Raw genomic sequence first — 18724 nt, 5'->3', positions numbered from 1 at the left:
CTCGGAGGTGTGACGGCCCACTCGGCCTGACACAAGAGGAGACCCGCGGGACGGGCGGCGATAACACTTTCTCCGCGCGATGCGATGGGGCCACGGCTATCCGGCGGCCGCCGGACCGTCGGAGTCGTCTGCGGCGAGGGCCTCGCCGGTGAGGCAGGCGTGACACCGGCAGCGGTCCGGATGCGGGCTGCCGGGCGCCGTCGCGGCGCGGTACTGGCGTGCGTACCGCTCCAGCACCGGGGCGGCGTCCACCGCGTAGCGCTCCTCGGTGAAGCCGCGTGCGTAGCGTTCCTCGCCCAGCCGTTCCAGGACGCGCGGAGTGTGGACGAGCTGCGGCCGGAAGTTGTGGAGGTGGCGTGTCGCGGTGTCGATGACGATCCACCGGCCGGAGTGCCGTTCGCGGCCCGCCACCGTGACCCGGTCACCCCCCGGACCGCAGTACACCCCGGACACGTACACCTTCGCCCCGCCCTTGAAGAACTTCGTCCCCGGGCGCAGCTCCTGGCCGCCGACCCCGCAGCGACGCCAGGCCACGACGTTCGCGGCCACCACCCAGACCGGCTCGGGCGCCCGGTCGTCGGACTCGTCCATCCGCTCCACCCCTAGGCCGTCTCTCTCGGATCTTGCCGGGCCCGCGCTGCCCGGCACCGCACCTCATCCCCCAGACTCCGTCCGGGGGGACCCCCAGGTTGTCGGGGCTCCTGAGTACGCCCAGTACGCGAGGAGCTCCTCCGCCTTGCGATCCTTCCCCTCGGCCCTGCGGGCCTGGGGAGACCCCATGGCACCGGACAACGCGGGCTCGGCCGACAAGATCCGAAAGAGACGGCCTAGGCGACGTCGACGCCGTACTCGCGCAGCAGGTCCTCCAGGCCGCCGCGGTAGCCCTTGCCGCCGATCACGAAGTCCCAGTCGCCGTTCGGCCTGCGCCGGAACGAGCCCAGCACCAGCGCGGTCTCGCCGGCCCGGCCGTCGGAGACCTCCAGCTGACCGGCCTCCGCACCCGCCGCGTCCAGGAGCCGGATCCGGGCATCGGTGAAGCCGGCCAGGTCGGCATGCGGATCGGCCTCCGGGTCCACGGCGGCCACGAGCACCAGCCGGTCCGCCTCGCGCGGCAGGGCCTCGAAGGACACCTCCAGCGCCGCCTTGTCCGGCGCGGCGTGCGCCCGGGCCCGTACCGAACCGTCCGGCGTGCGCGGGTTGTTGAAGAAGACGAAGTGGTCCTCGCTGAGCACCCGGTTGCCCGTGCAGACGAGGGCGCACACGTCCAGAGCGACCCGGCCCGCCCAGGTCATGCCGAGCACGTTGTGGTCGTCCGACGGGGCGGGTTCGCCGGCGCGCTGCGCCGGGACCGGGGCCGGGGTTGCCGGGCCGCCACCGAGGCGCCCGCGCAGCCCGTACTGGTGCAGGAGCTCCACCAGCTTCTCGCCGGGAACCAACTCCAGCGGCTTGCCGTTGGAGAAGGTGTACGACGTCGGCCCGAAGGACGAGGTGGTGACCAGCACCCCCTTGTTCGCGCCCTTGTCCTGGACCGTGCCGTACAGGTCCCGTACCGCCGTGGGCGGCACGGTGTTGCGGTAGCGCTTGACCTGGACGACGATCCGCCCGCCCGTGATCGGGGAAGGGTCGTTCGCCTCGATGTCGACGCCGCCGTCGCCGGACCGCTGGGTGGTCACCGCCTCCATGCCCATCGCCCGGAAGAGCTCCGCCACCAGGTTCTCGAAGGCGATGGGGTCCATCACGAAGAGGTCCGGCTCGTCCTCGTCGTCGTCCGCGTGCCCGCCGTGGCTGACGACTCCGCCGCCGACCTCGTCGGGCCTGCGTCCCGCGCGTACGGCAGTCAGCTGGTCGGGCCGCGCCGACAGCTGCCCGCGCAACCCCTCCACCAGGCAGTCCACCGCGCTGACCTGCTCCAGCCGAAGCCCCGCGAAGGCGGGGCGGGCCGCCGACACCGAAGCGAGCACGATCCGGGCCTCCTGCCCCGTCACCGGATCGTGGTCGTCCACGAAGCCGTTGACCACGACGGACTCGAGCGCGCCGAACTCGTCCGCGGCGTACAGCTCGCGCGCCACCAGCAGCAGGCACTGTGCCAGCAGGTCCCGGTACAGCGCGCGCCGCTGGGTGGCGGGACGAGCCGTCTCCTTGTCCTGGTCCGTACTCGGCATGTACCGGACCGACTTGGCTTCGGGCACCACCTGGAACCCCGGCAGCTGCCAGTCCAGCACCAACTCGCGCGCCCCCGGATCGTAGGCGGCGGCCAGCTGCCTGGGCAGTGCCTCGGGCCAGGCGGTGGAGGCGTAGAGGGCGGCGGAGAAGTACTCCACTGCGGCCTCGGCGTCACCCGCGCGCAGCGCCCTGGCCAGCTCGGCGAGACCGTTGTTGTGCTGCCGGATCCCGGCGAGTTGCTGCGCCGCCCACTGGTCGTACTGCTGCCGGTACGCCGCCAGCTGCTGCTGCCGCTGCACCTCCGCGGCATGCGCGGCCTGCCAGGCCTGGGTGTAGCGGGCGTGCGCCTCGCGCTCCGCCTGCGCCCGGCGGTTCGAGCCGAGGGTCCAGCCGCTGCTCTGCTGCTGGAACTGCTCCAGGCGCGGCATCGGCAGCGGATGGGCGAGACTGCCCGGGGCGAAGGGTTCCAGCTGTTCCGGCCTGACCAGCGCGGACGTGCGGAACGCCGGTGCCCGGCAGCCCGCGGCCAGCAGCCCCTGCAGTGCGGCGACCTCTGCCTCGATGCGCGCCGTACGTCGTCGCGCCTCGGCCTCGCGATGCTGGCGGTAGGCGGCCTGCTGCTCGCGCTGCCCCCGGGCCGCCTCGCGTTCGTACGCACGTTGGCGGCGTTCCGCCTCGCGGTGCTGGATCAGCTGCGTCTGCTGCATCCGGCGCTGGGCCTCGGCCCAGTCCCCGATCAATCCGCCCGACCGACGACTCATCAGCTCTGTGTTCTCCCGCCCCACCCGACAGTGCCAAGAGGGAAAACACTAGTCGCCATTCGGGTGGTACGTCCCCCGGACGTACCACCCGAATGGTCGGGAACCCCTACAGTGCGGGGCCCGCCAGCGTTGCCACGACTGCCGGCAGGGGCGCGCCCGAACCGTCCCGGCGCGGGTCCGTCGCCGGCAGCTCGGCCGGAGCGCCGTTCGCCGCCGCCGCGCGGGCGGGGGAGCCGCCGGCCCAGGCCAGTACCAGCAGGTCCTCGCCCTTCAGGAACCGCTGGCAGCGCACACCGCCGGTGGCCCGGCCCTTGCGCGGGTACTGGTCGAAGGGGGTCAGCTTCCCGGAGGTCACCGAGTCGTCCAGGGTGCCGTGCGAGCCCGCCACCGTGAAGACCACCGCGTCCCGCGCCGGATCCACGGCCGAGAAGTGGATCACCTTGGCGTTCTCGGAGAGCTTGATGCCCGCCATGCCGCCGGCCGGACGGCCCTGCGGGCGGACCTGGCCCGCCGGGTAGCGCAGCAGCTGGGCGTCGTCGGTGATGAAGACCAGGTCCTCCTCGCCGGTGCGCAGTTCGACCGCGCCGACGATCCGGTCGCCGTCCTTGAGGGTGATGACCTCCAGCTCGTCCTTGTTGGCCGGGTAGTCCGGCACGACGCGCTTGACCACGCCCTGCTCGGTGCCCAGCGCCAGGCCCTGCGAGGACTCGTCCAGCGAGGTCAGGCAGACCACCTTCTCGTCCGCCTCCAGCCCGGAGAGGAACTCCGAGACCGGTGCGCCGCCCGCGAGGTTCGGCGCGGCGTGCGTGTCCGGCAGCTGCGGCAGGTCGATCACCGAGAGCCGCAGCAGCCGGCCCGCGGAGGTGACCACACCGACGTCGGCCCGCGCGGTCGCCGCGACCTGCGAGACGATCAGGTCGTGCTTGGCCCGGGCGCCGCCCCCGTCCTGGGGCAGCGGCTCGCCGTTGGCCGTACGGGCCAGCAGGCCCGTCGAGGACAGCAGCACCCGGCACGGGTCGTCCGCGACCTCCAGCGGAACGGCCGCCACCGCGGTGCCCGCCGACTCCAGCAGGACCGTACGGCGCTCGGTGCCGAACTTCTTCGCGACGGCGGCCAGTTCCGCGGAGACCAGCTTGCGCAGCTCGTTGTCGGACTCCAGGATCCCGGTCAGCTCGTCGATCTCGCCCGTCAGGCGGTCGCGCTCGGACTCCAGCTCCAGGCGGTCGAACTTGGTCAGCCGGCGCAGCGGGGTGTCCAGGATGTACTGGGTCTGGGTCTCGCTGAGCGAGAACCGCTCCATGAGCCGGGCCTTGGCCTGGGCGGAGTTCTCGCTGTCGCGGATCAGCCGGATGACCTCGTCGATGTCGATGAGGGCGACCAGCAGGCCCTCGACGAGGTGCAGGCGGTCCCGGCGCTTGGTGCGGCGGAACTCGCTGCGCCGCCGGACGACCTCGAAGCGGTGGTCGAGGTAGACCTCCAGCAGCTCCTTGAGGCCGAGGGTGAGCGGCTGCCCGTCCACCAGCGCCACGTTGTTGATGCCGAAGGACTCCTCCATCGGCGTCAGCTTGTAGAGCTGCTCCAGTACGGCCTCCGGGTGGAAGCCGTTCTTGATCTCGATGACCAGGCGCAGGCCGTGGGCGCGGTCGGTGAGGTCCTTGACGTCGGCGATGCCCTGGAGCTTCTTCGAGCCGACCAGGTCCTTGATCTTCGCGATGACCTTCTCGGGGCCGACCGTGAAGGGCAGTTCGGTGACGACGAGGCCCTTGCGGCGCGCCGTCACGTTCTCCACGGCCACCGTGGCGCGGATCTTGAAGGTGCCGCGGCCGTTCTCGTAGGCGTCCTTGATGCCCGAGAGGCCCACGATCCGGCCGCCCGTGGGCAGGTCGGGACCCGGCACGAAGCGCATCAGCGCCTCCAGGTCCGCCTGCGGGTACCGGATCAGGTGGCGGGCCGCCGCGATGACCTCGCCGAGGTTGTGCGGGGGCATGTTCGTCGCCATGCCGACCGCGATCCCGGACGCCCCGTTGACCAGCAGGTTCGGGTAGGCGGCGGGGAGCGCGACCGGCTCCCGCTCCTGGCCGTCGTAGTTGGCGGTGAAGTCGACGGTGTCCTCGTCGATCGACTCCGTCATCAGCGACGTGGCGTCGGCCATCTTGCACTCGGTGTACCGCATCGCGGCCGGCGGGTCGTCGTTGCCCAGCGAGCCGAAGTTCCCGTGTCCGTCGACCAGCGGCAGCCGCATGGAGAAGGGCTGGGCCATGCGCACGAGGGCGTCGTAGATCGAGGCGTCGCCGTGGGGGTGGAGCTTGCCCATCACCTCGCCGACGACGCGGGCGCACTTCACGTACCCGCGGTCGGGACGCAGACCCATCTCGTTCATCTGGTACACGATCCGGCGGTGCACCGGCTTCATGCCGTCCCGGGCGTCGGGCAGGGCACGGGAGTAGATCACCGAGTACGCGTACTCGAGGAAGGAGCCCTGCATTTCGTCGACGACGTCGATGTCGAGGATCTTCTCCTCGAAATCCTCCGGCGGCGGGGTCTTCGTGCTGCGGCGGGCCATCGCTGCGCGGCTCCTTAACCAAGAATGGGATGTGCTGGGTGTCTGGCTGGTCTGGCGGGGTCTGGCTGGGTCCTGCCGGTGTCCGGCGGGGGTGCGACGCGCACCATTGTGTCCCGAGGGACCGACAACGCCGACTCCGACCCAGGTCTGGCCCGGGAACTTATCCGGTGGTCGGCGCGCTTGCATACAGTGGCAGGTCTGACGGAAATCTCTGCATCGCGATCGAAGGGACCACATGCCCATGGGTCACACGGCCACAGCCCAGGCCGGCTCCGGCGGCCTGACAGCGACCGAGCACCGGCTGGCCAACGGCCTGCGCGTGGTGCTCTCCGAGGACCACCTGACCCCGGTCGCCGCGGTCTGTCTCTGGTACGACGTCGGCTCGCGCCACGAAGTCAAGGGGCGCACCGGTCTGGCTCACCTCTTCGAGCACCTGATGTTCCAGGGTTCGGCGAGCGTACCGGGCAACGGCCACTTCGAGCTGGTCCAGGGCGCCGGCGGCTCCCTCAACGGCACCACCAGCTTCGAGCGCACCAACTACTTCGAGACGATGCCGACCCACCAGCTGGAGCTCGCGCTCTGGCTGGAGGCGGACCGGATGGGGTCGCTGCTGGCCGCCCTGGACGACGAGTCGATGGAGAACCAGCGCGACGTCGTCAAGAACGAGCGCCGCCAGCGCTACGACAACGTGCCGTACGGCACCGCCTTCGAGCGGCTGACCGCCCTGGCGTACCCCGAGGGCCACCCGTACCACCACACCCCGATCGGTTCCATGGCCGATCTGGACGCCGCGTCCCTGGAGGACGCGCGCACCTTCTTCCGTACCTACTACGCGCCCAACAACGCGGTGCTGTCGGTCGTCGGGGACATCGACCCGGAGAAGACCCTCGCCTGGATCGAGAAGTACTTCGGCACCATCCCCTCCCACGACGGCAAGCAGCCGCCCCGTGACGGCTCGCTGCCCGACATCATCGGGGAGCAGCTGCGCGAGGAGATCACCGAGGAGGTCCCGGCGCGTGCGCTGATGGCCGCCTACCGGCTGCCGCACGACGGCACCCGCGAGTGCGACGCCGCGGACGTGGCCCTGACGATCCTGGGCGGCGGCGAGTCCTCGCTGCTGCACAACCGACTGGTGCGCCGCGACCAGACGGCCGTCGCCGCGGGCTTCGGCATGCTGCGCCTGGCCGGGGCGCCCTCGCTGGGCTGGCTGGACGTCAAGACCTCCAGCGGGGTCGAGATCCCCGCCATCGAGGCGGCCGTCGACGAGGAGCTCGCGCGGTTCGCCGCCGAGGGGCCGACGGCCGAGGAGATGGAGCGGGCGCAGGCGCAGCTGGAGCGCGAGTGGCTGGACCGGCTGAGCACGGTGGCCGGCCGCGCCGACGAACTGTGCCGGTACGCGGTGCTGTTCGGCGACCCGCAGCTGGCCCTCACCGCCGTCGGGCGCGTCCTCGACATCACCGCCGAGGAGGTGCAGGCCGTGGCCGCGGCCCGACTGCGTCCGGACAACCGCGCGGTGCTCGTCTACGAGCCGCTCGCGGCGCACGGGGCCGAGGGCGAAGAGGGCGAAGAGAACGCCGACAGCGACGAGAACGAGGGGGCGGAGCAGTGAGCGACACCGCAGCCGTCACGATGACCTTCCACCCGCGCCCGCAGGCCGGCGAGCCGCAGCCGTGGGCCTTCCCGGCCCCCGAGCGCGGGACGCTGTCCAACGGGCTGACCCTGCTGCGCTGCCACCGCCCGGGCCAGCAGGTCGTCGCGGTCGAGATCAACCTCACCGCGCCCCTCGACGCCGAGCCCGAGGGCCTGGACGGCGTGGCGACCATCATGGCGCGCGCCCTGTCGGAGGGCACCGACAAGCACACCGCCGAGGAGTTCGCGGCCGAGCTGGAGCGCTGCGGAGCCACCCTCGACGCGCACGCCGACCACCCCGGCCTGCGGGTCTCCCTGGAGGTCCCGGCCTCCCGGCTGGCCAAGGCGCTGGGCCTGCTCGCCGAGGCGCTGCGCGCCCCCGCGTTCGCCGACGCCGAGGTCGACCGGCTGGTGCGCAACCGGCTCGACGAGATCCCGCACGAGCTGGCCAACCCGCAGCGCCGCGCCGCCAAGCAGCTCTCCAAGGAGCTCTTCCCGGCGTCCCTGCGGATGTCCCGCCCGCGCCAGGGCACCGAGGAGACGGTCGCGCGGATCGACTCCGCCGCCGTACGCGCCTTCTACGAGGCCCACGTACGCCCCGCCACCGCCACCGCGGTGGTCGTCGGCGACCTGACCGGCATCGACCTGGACGCCGTGCTGGCGGACACGCTGGGCGCCTGGACGGGTGACACCGCCGAGGCCCGTCCCGTGCCGCCGGTGACCGCCGACGACACCGGCCGCGTGGTGATCGTCGACCGGCCGGGCGCCGTCCAGACCCAGCTGCTGATCGGCCGGATCGGGGCGGACCGCCACGACCGGGTGTGGGCGGCCCAGGTGCTCGGCACGTACTGCCTGGGCGGCACCCTCACCTCCCGCCTGGACAAGGTGCTGCGCGAGGAGAAGGGGTACACCTACGGGGTGCGCGCCTTCGGCCAGGTGCTGCGCTCCACGGCGGACGGCAAGGGCGCCTCGATGCTCGCCATCAGCGGCTCGGTGGACACCCCCAACACCGGACCGGCGCTGGAGGACCTCTGGAAGGTGCTGCGCACCCTCGCGGAGGGCGGACTGACCGACGCCGAACGCGACGTGGCCGTGCAGAACCTCGTGGGCGTGGCCCCGCTGAAGTTCGAGACGGCCGCCTCGGTCGCCGGCACCCTGGCCGACCAGGTCGAGCAGGAGCTGCCGGACGACTACCAGGCACAGCTGTACGCGCAGTTGGCCGAAACGGGCACGGTGGAGGCGACCACGGCGGTCGTGCAGGCCTTCCCGGCGGACCGGCTGGTCACGATCCTCGTGGGCGACGCCGCGCAGATCGAGGAGCCCGTGCGGGCCCTCGGGATCGGTGACGTCACGGTCGTCACCAACTGACGTCGCGGGCGCCCGGATGACGGGCAATTGAGGCACGGCGCAAGGGGCTCCGGCGGTTTTCCGCCGGAGCCCCTTTTTGTCCGTTTAGTGGTGAGGTTGCTTGTATGTGGTGTGGCGTACGCAACAAAAAGGCGCGTCTGTTTGGCGATTGACTGATGATCCGCCTAGCGTCAGGCGTGCTGTCCGTCAGTTGTGCCCGCCGCACCCGCGGCACCGGACAGCGATCGCCGAGTCCCCGTCAGGCGCGAGCCTGGGGAGCCGGGGACCCACATCAGTCCCTGGGGTGAATCGGACCCCCTCGCAAGAGGAGGCCCGTAGGAGACCTTCCTGCTCCGAACCCGTCAGCTAACCCGGTAGGCGAGAAGGAAGGAAAGGATCAAACCCTTCATGGCGTTTGGCAGTCGTCCCGCTGGTTCCGGCAAGCACCGTGGTTCCAGCCGCCTGAGCAAGAAGACCGCCGGCTACGCCGGTATCGCCGCGATCGCCACCACGGGTGTGGTCGGCTCCCTCGCCGCCCCGGCCTTCGCCGCGGACAACCACAGCAGCTCCGCCCCGGAGAACGGGCTGGGTGCCGTCGTCGTCGCCGAGGACCTCGCGGGCGACATCACGGACCAGGCGGAGGCCCAGCAGCGCGCCGCCGAGCACGCCGCCGCCAAGGCCCAGGCCGAGGCCGACGCCAAGCAGAAGGCCGCCGAGGCCAAGCGCCTCGCCGAGGCCAAGGCGAAGGCCGAGCGCGAGGCCGCCGAGCGCGCCGCCCGTGAGGAGGAGCGCAAGCGCCTCAACACCTTCGTCTCCCCGCTGGACGACTCCTACGTCAGCACGCAGTACAAGGCGGGCGGCGGCATGTGGTCCTCCGGCAGCCACACCGGCATCGACTTCCACGCCGCCTCCGGCACCTCGGTCCACGCGGTGGGCTTCGGCACCGTCGTCGAGGCCGGCTGGGGCGGTGCGTACGGCAACAACGTCGTCATCAAGCACAACGACGGCACCTTCACGCAGTACGGCCACATGTCGTCGCTGAACGTCTCGGTCGGCCAGCAGGTCACCCCGGGCCAGCAGATCGGCCTGTCGGGCTCCACCGGCAACTCCAGCGGCCCGCACCTGCACTTCGAGGCCCGCACCGGCTCGCAGTACGGCTCGGACATCGACCCGATCGCGTACCTGCGCTCGCACGGCGTCAGCCTCTGACCCTCCGCGCCGCCCACCGGGCGCAGCGCGCGACGCACCGCTTCACGAAGACCCCGTCTCCCGAGCCGGGGTCTTCGTGTTTTTGCACTCCGGCGCAATGTTTCGGATTTCGGTCGGCTCTCGAAATTATGCTGTGCTGCAATAGAGTCGATGCGTGCGTGTGGATGCGCACGGGAGCCGGTGGTCGGAAATAGGCGGAGGTTCGGTCTTGCGTATTCCTGCGCACGCGGTATGCACGGCAATTCGCGACGACATCGTCTCCGGGGTGTTCGAACCGGGCGGTCGGCTGACGGAGGAGGTGCTGGCCCGCCGGTACGGGGTCTCGCGCGTCCCGGTCCGCGAGGCCCTGCGGACCCTGGAGTCCGAGGGCTTCGTGACCACGCGGCGGCACGCCGGGGCCTGCGTGGCCGAGCCGACCGCGCAGGAGGCGGCGGATCTGCTGGAGCTGCGGATGCTGCTGGAGCCGCTGGCGGCGGCCAGGGCCGCCCGGCGCCGCACCGACGCGCACCTGAAGGTGCTGCGGGGGCTGGTCAGGCTGGGGCAGGAGCGGGCCAGGCGCGGTCAGGGCGAGGACCTGCGGTCCCTGGGGGGCTGGTTCCACGAGACGCTCGCGCAGGCTTCCGGCAGCCCCGGGCTGATCGCGCTGCTGACCCAGATGCGCCACAAGGTGGCGTGGATGTTCGTGGTGGAGGCCCCGGTCCGGCCCGCGGAGTCCTGGGCGGAACACGGGGCGATCGTGGACGCGGTGGCCCGCGGCGACGCCGAACGGGCGCGGGCGCTGGCCGCGGTCCACGCCGACCGCGCGGCGGCCGCGCACCGGCTGCGGCAGCGGCCTGTGGTGAGCACTTCGCAACCTGCCGTAAACATGTCGAGCGGCCGGCATTAACAGGAGCCGTATACAAAGGATGCCGTCGCGTGAATTCGCTGCGCCTGATAAATCACTGCGCCCGGTAATTCGCCGTGCCGAATTCTTGCGGGCGGGTGGGCGGGGAAGCGCCGCCCGGCTGAATGCTGCGCCGCGGAATTCTGCCCGGCCCGTCGGCGCGGGCCTCTTTTCCGTCGCGCCGCATTTCCTGGTTCCGGAACGCCGAAGCCGCGGCCCCTCGTGGGGGACGCGGCCTCGCCGTTCGCGGGGTGAACCCGAAGGGTCAGACGGTCTCGGGGAGTTCCTCGAGGCCTTCGGCGACCAGCTTCGCGAGGCGGTCCAGTGCGGCGTCCGCACCCTCGGCCTCGGAGGCGAGGACGATCTCCTCGCCACCCTGGGCGCCCAGGCCCAGTACCGCCAGCATGGAGGCGGCGTTGACGGGGTCGCCGCCGGACTTCGCGATGGTCACCGGGACGCCGGAAGCGGTCGTCGCACGGACGAAGATCGAGGCGGGACGAGCGTGCAGGCCCTCGGCCCACCCGACGTTGACGCGGCGCTCTGCCATGGTGATGCCCTTCAGGTTCTCAACGTTGTCTAGACCAGTCTCTCACGGCACCCCGAATGCTCCGACCGACCTTCGGTCCGGCTGTCGCCGCTCCTCGACCTTCCCCAGCTTGCACCGGTTCGTCCCGGCTTGCCTGCTGCGCCGCGCGAGCGCTGTCCGGCCCGGTCCGGCCGTAAGGTATGCGCATGACCATAGAGTCGGACCCGTCCTACCCGGCCCACTGGGAAGCCGACGTCGTCCTCCGCGACGGCGGCACCGCCCGGATCAGGCCCATCACCACCGAGGACGCCGGCCGGCTCGTCAGCTTCTACGAGCAGGTCTCGGACGAGTCGAAGTACTACCGCTTCTTCGCGCCCTACCCCCGCCTCTCCGACCGCGACGTGCACCGCTTCACGCACCACGACTACGTGGACCGGGTGGGCCTCGCCGCGACCATCGGCGAGGAGTTCATCGGCACCGTCCGCTACGACCGCATCGGCCCCGACGGCCGGCCCGCCTCCGCCCCCGCCGACGAGGCCGAGGTCGCCTTCCTCGTCCAGGACGCCCACCAGGGCCGCGGAGTCGCCTCCGCGCTCCTCGAACACATCGGCGCGGTCGCCCGCGAGCGCGGCATCCGCCGGTTCGCCGCCGAGGTGCTCCCCGCCAACACCAAGATGATCAAGGTGTTCACGGACGTCGGCTACCAGCAGAAGCGCAGCTTCGAGGACGGCTCCGTCCACCTCACCCTCGACCTCGAACCCACCGCCGAGTCCCTCGCCGTGCAGCGGGCCCGGGAGCAGCGCGCCGAGGCCCGCTCCGTGCAGCGCCTGCTGGCCCCCGGCTCGGTGGCCGTCGTCGGAGTCAGCCGCTCCGGCGCCGGCGTGGGCGCGGCCGCACTGCGCAACCTGCGCGACAGCGGCTTCCGCGGCCACCTCTACGCCGTCAACGAGGCCGTCACGCGCGACCTCCTCGACGGCGTGCGGGCCTACCGCTCCGTCGAGGCCGTCGGAGCCCCCGTCGACCTCGCCGTGATCGCGGTCCCGGCCGACCGGGTGCCCGACGCGGTGGCCGCCTGCGGCGAGCACGGCGTGCAGGGGCTCGTCGTCCTCTCCGCCGGATACGGGGACAGCGGCCCGGCCGGACTCGCCCGCCAGCGCGAGCTGCTGCGGCAGGTCCGCTCGTACGGGATGCGCCTCATCGGACCCAACGCCTACGGGGTGATCAACACCGCCCCGGAGGTGGGGCTCAACGCCTCGCTGACCCCCGCGCCGATGCCGATGCGCGGCCGGACCGGCCTGTTCACGCAGTCCGGCGCGATCGGCATCGCCCTGCTCTCGGCGCTGCTCCGGCGCGGCGAAGGCCTGTCCTCCTTCGTCTCCGCCGGGAACCGGGCCGACGTCTCGGGCAACGACATCCTCCAGTACTGGTACGAGGACGAGGCCACCGACGTCGCCCTGCTGTACCTCGAAACCCTCGGCAATCCGCGCAAGTTCACCCGCCTCGCCCGCCGGACCGCCGCCGTCAAGCCCGTGGTCGTCGCCAAGGGCGGCCGCCACACCCCCGCCGGGCACGTCGTCCCCGGCACCCGGCTGTCGGACGACACCGTCTCCGCCCTCCTGCGCCAGGCCGGCGTCATCCGGGTCGACACCGTCACCGAGCTGGTGGACGTCGGCCTGCTGCTGGCCTCGCAGCCGCTGCCCGCCGGACCGAGGATCGCGATCCTCGGCAACTCCGAGTCCCTCGGTGTCCTCACCTACGACGCCTGCCTGACCCAGGGCCTGCGGCCGCTGCCGCCCCTGGACCTGACGACCGCGGCGTCCCCGGCGGACTTCCGCACCGCGCTGGCGGCCGCCCTCGCCTCCGACGACTGCGACGCGGTGGTCGTGACCGCCATCCCGTGGGTCAGCGAGCACGCCCTCGCCGACGACCTGGCCGACGCGCTGCGCGAGGCCGTCGCCGAGGCCCCCGGCAAGCCGGTGGCGGTCGTGCACGTGGAACTGGCCGAGCTGGTGCAGGCCCTGTCAGCGACCCGCGGCCCCGCCGCCGGGGCGCCCGACCGGACCACCGCGGACAGCCCCTTCACCCCGGCCGCCCTCGCGGCCGACGCCACCGCCGACCCGGACCGGATCCCCAGCTACCCCGCCGCCGAGCGCGCCGTGAAGGCCGTCGCGGAGGCCGTGCGCTACGGCCAGTGGCGGCGGGCCCTCGCCGACTCCGGGCACGTCCCCGAGTACGAGGACATCGACGAGGCCGGCGCCGCGACCCAGCTCGCCGGGCTGCTCGCGGACGTCGACGCCGGGGCCGTGCTGACCCTGAACGACTGGGACGCCCGCGAGCTGCTGGCGCGCTACGGGATCCGGGTCCTGCCCACCCTCCCCGCGCCCAGCGCCGACGCCGCCGTCCGGGCGGCCGCCGTCCTGGGCTACCCGGTCGCCCTCAAGACCACCGCCCCGCACCTGCGCCACCGCGCGGACCTGGGCGGCGTACGGCTCGACCTCACGAACGAGGCCGAGCTGAGACGCTCGTACGAGGAGCTCACCGAAGCGCTGGGCAAGCCGGGCGAGCTCCAGCCCGTGGTCCAGGCCATGGTGCCGAGGGGCGTCGACACCGTCGTGCGGTCCGTTATCGACCCGGCCGCCGGCGCCGTCCTCTCCTTCGGGCTCGCCGGGGTCGCCTCCGAACTGCTCGGCGACACCGCCCACCGGCTGGTCCCGGCCACCGACCGGGACGCCGCCGGACTGGTCCGGTCCATCCGGGCCGCGCCCCTCCTCTTCGGCTGGCGCGGCAGCGACCCGGTCGACACCCCCGCCCTGGAGGAGGTGCTCCTGCGGCTGTCCCGGCTGGTGGACGACCATCCCGAGGTGATCGGAGTCTCCCTGGAACCGGTCGTCGTCGCCGTCGAGGGGATCTCCGTGCTCAGCGCCACGGTCCGCGTCGCCCATCCGCCCGCCCGCGGTGATCTCGGGCCGCGGACCCTCCCCAGTTACTGAGCGGGTACGGCGCGGTAGGAGGGCACCCGGAGGGCCTTACCATTGACCCCATGGCGAAATCCGGTACGACGACCCAGGGGCTGCGCACGGCGATCGAGCGCAGCGGCTACTACCCGGCCCTCGTGGCCGAGGCCGTGGAGGCCGCGGTGGGCGGCGAGCCGATCTCGTCGTACCTGGTCCACCAGGAGACGACCTTCGACTCCAACGAGGTGCGCCGCCACGTCACCGTGCTGGTCCTGACCGGCAACCGCTTCATCGTCAGCCACACCGACGAGCAGGCCGCCGACGCCGGGTCCCCGTCCCCGTACGCGACGACGTCCACCGAGTCGGTCAAGCTCTCCAGCATCTCCTCGGTGGTGCTCAGCCGCGTCGTCGCCAACCCGGAGTCCTACACCCCCGGCACCCTGCCCCGCGAGGTCGTCCTGACCATCGGCTGGGGCGCGGTCTCGCGGATCGACCTGGAGCCGGCCGCCTGCGGCGACCCCAACTGCGACTCCGACCACGGCTACACCGGCAACTCCACCGCCGACGACCTCAGCCTGCGGGTCAGCGAGGCCGGCGACGGCCCGGAGGCGGTGCGCCAGACCCTGGTCTTCGCGCAGGCGCTGAGCGAGGCCACCGCGGCCACGTCCTCCCCCTCCGCCCGCTGATGGTGTACTCCGCACCGCAGGACTGGACCGAGCCGGAGCTGCTGGACCTGGGCGGCGCCCCCGTCCCGGAGTACGGCGCCGGGTCGCTCGCCGACCTGCTGCCGACGCTCGTGGCGGGGCAGGGCGTACCGGGCTACACGGCGTCCATCGCCGAGCTGACCCCGGCCGACCGCAACTGCGTCTTCCTCGTCGACGGCATGGGATGGGAGCAGATCAAGGCCCACCCGGCCGAGGCCCCCTACCTGGCCTCGCTCCTCGGCAGCTCGCGCGGCGGCACCGGCCGGCCGATCACCGCGGGCTTCCCGGCGACCACCGCCACCTCGCTCGCCTCCGTGGGCACCGGGCTGCCGCCGGCCCGCCACGGGCTGCCCGGCTACACCGTGCGCAACCCCGCCACCGGCGAGCTGATGAACCAGCTCCGCTGGCACCCGTGGGCGCCGCCGAAGCCGTGGCAGCCGTACCCGACGGTCTTCCAGGAGGCCGACAAGGCCGGCGTGGCGACCGCGCAGGTGTCCTCGCCCGCCTTCCAGAGCACCCCGCTCACCAAGGTCGCCCTCAGCGGCGGCACCTTCCTGGGCCGGATGACCGGCGAGGAGCGGATGGACGTGGCCGCCGAGCGCCTCGCGGCCGGTGACCGCTCGCTCGTCTACACCTACTACAGCGAACTCGACGGGGCCGGCCACCGCCACGGCGTGGACTCGGACGCCTGGCGCGGCCAGCTGATGTACGTGGACCGGCTCGTCCAGCGGCTCGCCGAGCAGCTCCCGCCGCGCACCGCGCTGTACGTGACCGCCGACCACGGCATGGTCGACGTCCCCTTCGACGAGGACGCGCGGATCGACTTCGACGAGGACTGGGAGCTGGGCGCCGGCGTCGCCCTGCTGGGCGGCGAGGGCCGGGCCCGGCACGTGTACGCGGTGCCGGGTGCCGAGGCCGACGTGCTGACCGTGTGGCGCGAGGTGCTCGGCGACCGCTTCTGGGTGGCGAGCCGCGAAGAGGCCCTGGAACTGGGCTGGTTCGGCCCGCCGGGGGAGTGCGACGAGCGGGTGCTCGGCCGGATCGGCGACGTCGTCGCGGCGGCCCAGGCCGATGTCGCGATCACCGCGTCGCGCAACGAGCCGAACGAGTCGGCGCTCGCCGGAATGCACGGCTCCATGACCGCGGCGGAACAGCTCGTCCCGCTGCTCGAAATCCGCACCTGACCCCTCCGGCCGCCCCCGTACCCGCCCACGACCCGAAAGGCCCCTACTTCCCATGCCCGAGCTGGTGTTCTTCTCCGGAACGATGGACTGCGGAAAGAGCACTCTGGCGCTCCAGATCACGCACAACCGCTCGGCCCGCGGTCTGCAGGGCGTGATCTTCACCCGCCAGGACCGCGCCGGCGAGGGCAAGCTGTCCTCCCGCCTGGGCCTGGTCACGGAGGCGGTCGAGGTCGCCGATGCCATGGACCTCTACGGCTACCTCGTGGGCGAGCTCTCGCAGGGCGGCCGGGCCGACTACGTCATCGTCGACGAGGCCCAGTTCCTCGCCCCGGAGCAGATCGACCAACTGGCCCGGATCGTCGACGAGCTCGACATGGACGTCTTCGCCTTCGGCATCACCACGGACTTCCGCACGAAGCTCTTCCCGGGCTCGCAGCGCCTGATCGAGCTCGCCGACCGGATAGAGCAGCTCCAGGTCGAGGCCCTGTGCTGGTGCGGCGCCCGCGCCACGCACAACGCCCGCACGGTCGGCGGCGTGATGGTCGTCGAGGGCGAGCAGGTCGTCGTCGGCGACGTGAACCGCCCGTCGGAGGCGATCGGCTACGAGGTCCTCTGCCGGCGCCACCACCGCAAGCACATGACCTCCGCCGCGGCCCACGCGGCCGCCCTCTCCCCGGACGTCCTCCCGGTCAACCGCCCCTGACGCGGCCGCGGACGGGACCGGAGGCGGTCACCGTGCGTCCGCTCCGCGGCCGTTGCGGAACACCAGGAGGTACCTCCAGAACAGCAGCCGCCGGATCTCACTGTGCGGGAGCCGGGCCGACGCGTACTCCTTGATCTGCGCCAGGGACACACGGGGCGCGGCCACGGTTGCGTCCGGGAGCCGGCGGGGGGTACTCCTGCGGTGGGCGGGCAGCTGCTCACGGGCGAACACCGCAAGGCGGTAGGCGGCGTTCACGGGGACCGCCAGAGCACTCACGGCATGGTCCGCCGCGGTGGTTTCCCGGTAGCAGCCGAGGATCACCAGGACGCCGTCGGCGGTCAGCGACTCACGCAGCCTCTCCACCGTTTCGAGGGGCACGTGGTGGAGGCTGGCCAGGCAGGAGATGTAGTCGTACGTGTTCGGCGGCAGCGTCAGGCGGGTGATGTCGGCCTGCTCGAAGCTGATGTCCGCGGGGAGTTCGAGCGCGCCGGCCTGTTCCCGCGCGGCGGCGATGACGTCGCCGTCCGCGTCGATGGCGTCCACCGTGAATCCCCGAAGGGCGAGCTTCTGGGCGAACGTCCCGTTGCCGCAGCCGACATCCAGGGCCCTTCGGCCGGTTCGGGGAAGTTCGCGCAGCAAGAGGTCGTGGTAGTGGTCATTGTGATCGAACGGCACGGCGCCAGCATGGCACGGTTGCCTCCGCCGAGCGCCGTCGACAGCGGACGGGGCAGGTGGGCGCCGCCGGTCACCCCGGGCGGTGGCGGGCGCCGATGCCCTGGGGGTCCGGGGTGCTCGCCAGGGTGCGGCGGGCGGGGTCGGCGTACTCGCGCTCGACCGACTCCCGCAGCAGGGCCAGCTCGGTGCGGACGGCCGGCAGGCTGCCCGGCGGCAGGGCGGTGAGCAGGCCCTCCAGCACGGAGCGCAGCCGCCGGCAGATCTGGACGGACGACGTGCCGTACTCGCGGATCTCGGTCACGGCCAGCTGGAGGTAGTCCTCCCAGTCCCGGCCCTGGACCACCAGCCGCGGCGTGCCGTGGCGGTCGGCCAGTACGTAGCGCTCGCGCAGGCCGGCCCGGCCGACCGTGTGGAGGAACGCCTCGATCTGGTTGAGGATCTGGACCGCGGTGGTGGGGTCGTTCACGGCGGGGGAGAGGGCCCGTACGGCGATGTCGACGAGGACCCGCAGCGCGAAGGCGGGGTCCTGCTCGATGGTCCGCTCCGAGCCGAAGGCGATCAGCCCGGTCACCTGCCGCGGTTCGGGGGGCGGCGTCCCGCCGTGGACCTCGACGACGACCGCGCCCGGCGGCACGTAGTCGCCGACCAGGCGGGTGACCACGAGGACGCAGTCGTGGCGCTCCGCCAGCGCCGTCAGCCGCCCCGGGTGGAAGGCCTGGATCACGCCGCCGCGTTCGGACCGTACGCGGGTGACCGGGCCGCCGTCCGCCGGCGTCCCGGGCTCACGCGCGCGCGGGGCGGCGCCCAGGACCGCGGCCTCCCCGCGGACCAGGACCGTCTCGCCCATCCGTCCGACCAGGCCGGCGATGGCCACGGGCCGGAGGTTGTGGGTGAACCGGTTGAGGTAGACCAGCAGCAGCAACAGGCTGACGGACACGGCCGACCCGGCCATGGTGACGCCGAGATCGGGCACGGAGTCCGACTCGATGCTGCGCAGCAGGGCGAAGGAGAAGGAGAAGGTCCCGGTGAAGGTGGCCAGCACCACCTTCTGCAGCCGGTCCCGGTACCACAGGCGCATGTAGCGCGGGGACAGCGTGCCCGTCGCCTGCTGGACGACGAGCACGCCGATCGTGACGACGAAGCCGAGCAGGGCGATCATCGCGCCGACGATGGCGGTGAGGACGCCGCTGGCGGTCGAGGCGGAGTACCGCCAGCCGGCCGGGAGCCACTCGGTGGCGTCCACGGAGACGGCCCACTCCGCCAGCAGAACGCCGAGGACGAGACCGATCAGCGGCACGATCCAGAGGCTGGCCTTGGTGTACTGCAGCAGCCGGAACCGGGAGGCCCAGGACATCAGGGGCCGTAGCGGGATGCCGGTGGCCCGACGGGCACCTTCGTACGACTGTGCGGCAACGGCACGGGT

The 18724-nt window shown here is 72.5% G+C and carries 14 protein-coding genes and 1 riboswitch; of the genes, 8 read left to right on the top strand and 6 right to left on the bottom strand.

Translation table 11 applies throughout. From position 1 onward, the window contains the following. Positions 1-96: 96 nt before the first annotated feature. The 3 genes from AB0O53_RS20585 to AB0O53_RS20575 form a co-directional block, all read right to left on the bottom strand. Positions 97-591, bottom strand: a complete 495-nt coding sequence (locus AB0O53_RS20585; protein WP_351002047.1) for a hypothetical protein — start codon at positions 589-591, stop codon at positions 97-99. Positions 592-827: 236 nt separating this feature from the next. After that, complete coding sequence (locus AB0O53_RS20580) at positions 828-2924, bottom strand: restriction endonuclease (RefSeq protein WP_365197262.1); 2097 nt, start codon at positions 2922-2924, stop codon at positions 828-830. 106 nt (positions 2925-3030) lie between these two features. Beyond that, positions 3031-5487, bottom strand: a complete 2457-nt coding sequence (locus tag AB0O53_RS20575) for a DNA gyrase/topoisomerase IV subunit A (RefSeq protein WP_351002051.1) — start codon at positions 5485-5487, stop codon at positions 3031-3033. 241 nt (positions 5488-5728) lie between these two features. On the opposite strand from AB0O53_RS20575, the gene AB0O53_RS20570 reads away from it, so the two are divergent. The 4 genes from AB0O53_RS20570 to AB0O53_RS20555 all read left to right on the top strand — a co-directional run bounded on the left by AB0O53_RS20570 (position 5729) and on the right by AB0O53_RS20555 (position 10558). Continuing rightward, positions 5729-7096, top strand: coding sequence for a M16 family metallopeptidase (locus AB0O53_RS20570; protein WP_365197260.1), 1368 nt, complete (start codon positions 5729-5731; stop codon positions 7094-7096). 20 nt (positions 7097-7116) lie between these two features. After that, entirely contained in the window at positions 7117-8484 is a 1368-nt protein-coding gene (locus AB0O53_RS20565; RefSeq protein ID WP_351002065.1) for a M16 family metallopeptidase, read from the top strand. Between the two features lie 215 nt (positions 8485-8699). Further along, positions 8700-8858, top strand: a riboswitch (cyclic di-AMP (ydaO/yuaA leader). A gap of 13 nt (positions 8859-8871) precedes the next feature. Beyond that, positions 8872-9672 (top strand): M23 family metallopeptidase, encoded by an 801-nt coding sequence (locus AB0O53_RS20560; RefSeq protein ID WP_351002055.1) that lies wholly within the window; start codon positions 8872-8874, stop codon positions 9670-9672. A 208-nt stretch (positions 9673-9880) separates the two neighbouring features. Beyond that, positions 9881-10558, top strand: a complete 678-nt coding sequence (locus tag AB0O53_RS20555) for a GntR family transcriptional regulator (RefSeq protein WP_351002057.1) — start codon at positions 9881-9883, stop codon at positions 10556-10558. 262 nt (positions 10559-10820) lie between these two features. On the opposite strand, the gene AB0O53_RS20550 is transcribed toward AB0O53_RS20555, so the two are convergent. Next, a complete protein-coding gene (locus AB0O53_RS20550; protein WP_030012489.1) occupies positions 10821-11102 on the bottom strand; it encodes an HPr family phosphocarrier protein in 282 nt (93 codons plus the stop codon). 179 nt (positions 11103-11281) lie between these two features. On the opposite strand from AB0O53_RS20550, the gene AB0O53_RS20545 reads away from it, so the two are divergent. From AB0O53_RS20545 to AB0O53_RS20530, 4 genes are read left to right on the top strand one after another with little or no spacing between them, the layout of a single operon-like run. Continuing rightward, positions 11282-14071 (top strand): bifunctional acetate--CoA ligase family protein/GNAT family N-acetyltransferase, encoded by a 2790-nt coding sequence (locus AB0O53_RS20545; protein ID WP_403141289.1) that lies wholly within the window; start codon positions 11282-11284, stop codon positions 14069-14071. 50 nt (positions 14072-14121) lie between these two features. Then, positions 14122-14721, top strand: coding sequence for a DUF5998 family protein (locus tag AB0O53_RS20540; RefSeq protein WP_069924106.1), 600 nt, complete (start codon positions 14122-14124; stop codon positions 14719-14721). Then, positions 14721-15923 (top strand): alkaline phosphatase family protein, encoded by a 1203-nt coding sequence (locus AB0O53_RS20535; protein ID WP_351002062.1) that lies wholly within the window; start codon positions 14721-14723, stop codon positions 15921-15923. Before AB0O53_RS20540 ends, AB0O53_RS20535 begins: the two co-directional genes overlap by 1 nt. 52 nt (positions 15924-15975) lie before the next feature. After that, complete coding sequence (locus AB0O53_RS20530) at positions 15976-16626, top strand: thymidine kinase (protein WP_365197252.1); 651 nt, start codon at positions 15976-15978, stop codon at positions 16624-16626. 27 nt (positions 16627-16653) lie between these two features. Here AB0O53_RS20530 and AB0O53_RS20525 read toward each other — a convergent pair whose 3' ends face one another. Together AB0O53_RS20525 and AB0O53_RS20520 are read right to left on the bottom strand one after the other, a co-directional pair. Then, on the bottom strand, positions 16654-17301 hold the full coding sequence (locus tag AB0O53_RS20525; RefSeq protein ID WP_365197249.1) for a class I SAM-dependent methyltransferase: 648 nt from the start codon (positions 17299-17301) through the stop codon (positions 16654-16656). A 70-nt stretch (positions 17302-17371) separates the two neighbouring features. Next, positions 17372-18655 carry a DUF2254 domain-containing protein gene (locus AB0O53_RS20520; RefSeq protein WP_351000549.1) on the bottom strand — a complete coding sequence of 428 codons (1284 nt, stop codon included), beginning with the start codon at positions 18653-18655 and terminating at the stop codon, positions 17372-17374. Between the last annotated feature and the right edge of the window lie 69 nt (positions 18656-18724).

It is taken from the genome of Streptomyces erythrochromogenes (assembly GCF_040684695.1).
Taxonomy (GTDB): Bacteria; Actinomycetota; Actinomycetes; order Streptomycetales; family Streptomycetaceae; genus Streptomyces; species Streptomyces erythrochromogenes_C.
Note: the sequence above shows the minus strand (reverse complement) of the source record. Positions and strands in the feature narration are given on the sequence as shown.